This window comes from Cryobacterium sp. Y57 (assembly GCF_002929505.1).
Classification (GTDB): Bacteria; Actinomycetota; Actinomycetes; order Actinomycetales; family Microbacteriaceae; genus Cryobacterium.
This window is the reverse complement of the sequence record NZ_PJJL01000025.1, coordinates 1-5,462: the sequence shown is the minus strand read 5'-3', so window position 1 is coordinate 5,462 and position 5,462 is coordinate 1. Positions and strand designations below refer to the sequence as shown.

The 5,462-nt window shown below is 53.7% G+C and carries 3 rRNA genes; all 3 read left to right on the top strand.

Annotated features, from left to right (window positions below):
• Positions 1 to 62 precede the first annotated feature (62 nt).
• The 3 genes from CXY72_RS00240 (at position 63) to rrf (ending at position 5,432) form a co-directional block, all read left to right on the top strand.
• Positions 63 to 1,596: ribosomal RNA gene (locus tag CXY72_RS00240) — 16S ribosomal RNA — on the top strand.
• Positions 1,597 to 2,047: 451 nt separating this feature from the next.
• Positions 2,048 to 5,175: ribosomal RNA gene (locus CXY72_RS00235) — 23S ribosomal RNA — on the top strand.
• 140 nt (positions 5,176 to 5,315) lie between these two features.
• Positions 5,316 to 5,432: ribosomal RNA gene (rrf, locus tag CXY72_RS00230) — 5S ribosomal RNA — on the top strand.
• The 16S, 23S and 5S rRNA genes sit together here, the layout of an rRNA operon.
• Positions 5,433 to 5,462: the final 30 nt, after the last annotated feature.

Genomic DNA, 5,462 nt, shown 5'->3' with positions numbered 1-5,462 from the left:
ATTCCGGTTGTGGGGTGCACTAGATGGGCGTTCGATCTTCGGATCGGGTAGCTATTCAAACATTTACGGAGAGTTTGATCCTGGCTCAGGACGAACGCTGGCGGCGTGCTTAACACATGCAAGTCGAACGGTGAAGAGGAGCTTGCTCCTTGGATCAGTGGCGAACGGGTGAGTAACACGTGAGCAATCTGCCCTTGACTCTGGGATAACTGCGGGAAACTGTAGCTAATACCGGATATTACCTTGGAAGGCATCTTCTGGGGTGGAAAGAATTTTGGTCAAGGATGAGCTCGCGGCCTATCAGCTAGTTGGTGAGGTAATGGCTCACCAAGGCGACGACGGGTAGCCGGCCTGAGAGGGTGACCGGCCACACTGGGACTGAGACACGGCCCAGACTCCTACGGGAGGCAGCAGTGGGGAATATTGCACAATGGGCGCAAGCCTGATGCAGCAACGCCGCGTGAGGGACGACGGCCTTCGGGTTGTAAACCTCTTTTAGTAGGGAAGAAGCGACTGGGTTTTCCTGGGAGTGACGGTACCTGCAGAAAAAGCACCGGCTAACTACGTGCCAGCAGCCGCGGTAATACGTAGGGTGCAAGCGTTGTCCGGAATTATTGGGCGTAAAGAGCTCGTAGGCGGTTTGTCGCGTCTGCTGTGAAAACCCGAGGCTCAACCTCGGGCCTGCAGTGGGTACGGGCAGACTAGAGTGCGGTAGGGGAGATTGGAATTCCTGGTGTAGCGGTGGAATGCGCAGATATCAGGAGGAACACCAATGGCGAAGGCAGATCTCTGGGCCGTAACTGACGCTGAGGAGCGAAAGCATGGGGAGCGAACAGGATTAGATACCCTGGTAGTCCATGCCGTAAACGTTGGGAACTAGATGTGGGGACCATTCCACGGTCTCCGTGTCGCAGCTAACGCATTAAGTTCCCCGCCTGGGGAGTACGGCCGCAAGGCTAAAACTCAAAGGAATTGACGGGGGCCCGCACAAGCGGCGGAGCATGCGGATTAATTCGATGCAACGCGAAGAACCTTACCAAGGCTTGACATATACCGGAAACGGCCAGAAATGGTCGCCCCGCAAGGTCGGTATACAGGTGGTGCATGGTTGTCGTCAGCTCGTGTCGTGAGATGTTGGGTTAAGTCCCGCAACGAGCGCAACCCTCGTCCTATGTTGCCAGCACGTAATGGTGGGAACTCATGGGATACTGCCGGGGTCAACTCGGAGGAAGGTGGGGATGACGTCAAATCATCATGCCCCTTATGTCTTGGGCTTCACGCATGCTACAATGGCCGGTACAAAGGGCTGCGATACCGTAAGGTGGAGCGAATCCCAAAAAGCCGGTCTCAGTTCGGATTGAGGTCTGCAACTCGACCTCATGAAGTCGGAGTCGCTAGTAATCGCAGATCAGCAACGCTGCGGTGAATACGTTCCCGGGCCTTGTACACACCGCCCGTCAAGTCATGAAAGTCGGTAACACCCGAAGCCAGTGGCCGAACCCGTAAGGGACGGAGCTGTCGAAGGTGGGATTGGTGATTAGGACTAAGTCGTAACAAGGTAGCCGTACCGGAAGGTGCGGCTGGATCACCTCCTTTCTAAGGAGCACGTGCACCGCTCGTCTGTATACAGCGAGATCATCGGTGCCAGTCACACCAGGCCGAACGGTCTGGGTGGCGCTCATGGGTGGAACATTGACATTGGTATGAGGACGGTTGGTTCTCGAGCCGGTACGCTCCTTCGGGAGTTGGAACGCTCGGGTTCTGAAGAGAGTCATATATGCACGCTGTTGGGTCCTGAGGGACCGGAACAACCTGGGACGTAAGTTCTTTGTTGATCTGATTCTTCTGGACTTTTTCTCGTTGGCATCACTTGCCGGCGGGAAGGGTACCGCCCGTACTTTGAGAACTACACAGTGGACGCGAGCATCTTAAATTTGCCGTAGATTTTCGAATCTGCGGTCAATTACAAAGATCTATTTATAGATCATTGGTCAATTTCGATCATCACTTTCGAGTGGTGATACTTAATCGATTCAAACTCATGTGATTTCAAATTTTTAAGAGCAAACGGTGAATGCCTTGGCATGTAGAGCCGAAGAAGGACGTAGTAATCTGCGATAAGCCTCGGGGAGTTGATAAACGAACTGTGATCCGAGGATGTCCGAATGGGGAAACCCCGCCAGGCCCGTGAGGTGACCTGGTGACTCCCGCCTGAATATATAGGGCGGGTAGAGGGAACGTGGGGAAGTGAAACATCTCAGTACCCACAGGAAGAGAAAACAACAGTGATTCCGTTAGTAGTGGCGAGCGAACCCGGATGAGGCTAAACCGATCATGTGTGATAGCCGGTAGGCGTTGCATGGTCGGGGTTGCGGGACTTTTCTGCCTATTCTACCGAATGGTAAGGGTTAGAACGTTGTATAGACGAACAGGATTGAAAGCCTGGTCATAGAGGGTGCGAACCCCGTAGTCGAAATGCAGCAATCGCCCGAGAAGTATCCCAAGTAGCACGGGGCCCGAGAAATCCCGTGTGAATCCGTCAGGACCACCTGATAAGCCTAAATACTCCTACATGACCGATAGTGAACAAGTACCGTGAGGGAAAGGTGAAAAGTACCCCGGGAGGGGAGTGAAATAGTACCTGAAACCGTTTGCTTACAAACCGTTGGAGCCAGCTTTGTTCTGGTGACAGCGTGCCTTTTGAAGAATGAGCCTGCGAGTTAGTGATATGTGGCGAGCTTAACCCGAGAGGGGAATGCGTAGCGAAAGCGAGTCTGAATAGGGCGATTCAGTCGCATGTCCTAGACCCGAAGCGAAGTGATCTATCCATGGCCAGGTTGAAGCGACGGTAAGACGTCGTGGAGGACCGAACCCACTTCAGTTGAAAATGGAGGGGATGAGCTGTGGATAGGGGTGAAAGGCCAATCAAACTTCGTGATAGCTGGTTCTCTCCGAAATGCATTTAGGTGCAGCGTTGCGTGTTTCTTGCCGGAGGTAGAGCTACTGGATGGCCGATGGGGCCTAAAAGCTTACTGACGTCAGCCAAACTCCGAATGCCGGTAAGTGAGAGCGCAGCAGTGAGACGGTGGGGGATAAGCTTCATCGTCGAGAGGGAAACAACCCAGACCACCAACTAAGGTCCCAAAGCGCGTGCTAAGTGGGAAAGGATGTGGAGTTGCACAGACAACCAGGAGGTTGGCTTAGAAGCAGCCACCCTTGAAAGAGTGCGTAATAGCTCACTGGTCAAGTGATTCCGCGCCGACAATGTAACGGGGCTCAAGCACGCCACCGAAGTTGTGGCATTGATATTTTTGGTTAGCTGCACCCTTGTGGTGTTGGTTCAGCCGTGTTGATGGGTAGGAGAGCGTCGTGTGGCCAGCGAAGCGGCGGTGTAAACCAGCCGTGGAGGCCACACGAGTGAGAATGCAGGCATGAGTAGCGAAAGACGGGTGAGAAACCCGTCCTCCGAAAGATCAAGGGTTCCAGGGCCAGGCTAATCCGCCCTGGGTAAGTCGGGACCTAAGGCGAGGCCGACAGGCGTAGTCGATGGACAACGGGTTGATATTCCCGTACTGACGAAAAACCGCCCAAGCTAATCCAGTAATGCTAAGCATCTGAATCCCCTAGATGGATCCCTTCGGGGTGAAGCGTGGGGCCTAGCGTGCGACCCTATGCTGGTGCGGTTAGCGTATTAACAGGTGTGACGCAGGAAGGTAGCTGAGCCGGGCGATGGTTGACCCGGTCTAAGGATGTAGGGCGAACGATAGGCAAATCCGTCGTTCAGGATGCCTGAGACCCGATGGGTAGCCCGTAAGGGTGAAATCAGTGATCCTATGCTGCCAAGAAAAGCATCGACGCGAGGTTTTAGTCACCCGTACCCCAAACCGACTCAGGTGATCAGGTAGAGAATACTAAGGAGATCGAGAGAATCGTGGTTAAGGAACTCGGCAAAATGCCCCCGTAACTTCGGGAGAAGGGGGGCCTGAGGCGTGAACGGACTTGCTCCGGGAGCGTTCGAAGGCCGCAGAGACCAGTGGGAAGCGACTGTTTACTAAAAACACAGGTCCGTGCTAAGTCGCAAGACGATGTATACGGACTGACGCCTGCCCGGTGCTGGAAGGTTAAGAGGAACGGTTAGCCGCAAGGCGAAGCTGAGAATTTAAGCCCCAGTAAACGGCGGTGGTAACTATAACCATCCTAAGGTAGCGAAATTCCTTGTCGGGTAAGTTCCGACCTGCACGAATGGCGTAACGACTTCCCAGCTGTCTCAACCGCGAACTCGGCGAAATTGCATTACGAGTAAAGATGCTCGTTACGCGCAGCAGGACGGAAAGACCCCGTGACCTTTACTACAGCTTGGTATTGGTGTTCGGTGTGGCTTGTGTAGGATAGGTGGGAGACTGTGAAGCTTGGACGCTAGTTCAGGTGGAGTCATTGTTGAAATACCACTCTGGTCATATTGGATACCTAACTTCGAACCGTGATCCGGTTCAGGGACAGTGCCTGGTGGGTAGTTTAACTGGGGCGGTTGCCTCCTAAAAAGTAACGGAGGCGCCCAAAGGTTCCCTCAACCTGGTTGGTAATCAGGTGTCGAGTGTAAGTGCACAAGGGAGCTTGACTGTAAGACTGACAAGTCGAGCAGGGACGAAAGTCGGGACTAGTGATCCGGCAGTGGCTTGTGGAAGCGCTGTCGCTCAACGGATAAAAGGTACCTCGGGGATAACAGGCTGATCTTGCCCAAGAGTCCATATCGACGGCATGGTTTGGCACCTCGATGTCGGCTCGTCGCATCCTGGGGCTGGAGTAGGTCCCAAGGGTTGGGCTGTTCGCCCATTAAAGCGGTACGCGAGCTGGGTTTAGAACGTCGTGAGACAGTTCGGTCCCTATCCGCTGCGCGCGCAGGAAATTTGAGAAGATCTATCCCTAGTACGAGAGGACCGGGATGGACGAACCTCTGGTGTGTCAGTTGTTCCGCCAGGAGCACCGCTGATTAGCTACGTTCGGAACGGATAACCGCTGAAAGCATCTAAGCGGGAAGCCGGCTTCGAGATGAGATTTCCATCCCTTCGGGGGAGAGGCTCGCAGCTAGACTACTGCGTTGATAGGCCGGATGTGGAAGTGGGGACTAAAGACCCATGAAGCTGACCGGTACTAATAAGCCGATAATTTGATAACACTTAAGTTTGAAGAAGCTGCTTTAGCGTCCACTATGTGGTTCTCGATGTACGGTCGAGAACAACGCCCTCCGGTGTTGAATAAACACCATGAGGGCTCTATATAACTAAATAATATAGAATCGATTCATCGGAAGATGTTTCGGCGGCTATAGCGAGAGGGAAACGCCCGGTCACATTCCGAACCCGGAAGCTAAGACTCTCAGCGCCGATGGTACTGCAGGGGGGACCCTGTGGGAGAGTAGGACACCGCCGGACTTAACTTAGAAACACCAGAAAAGCCATCCC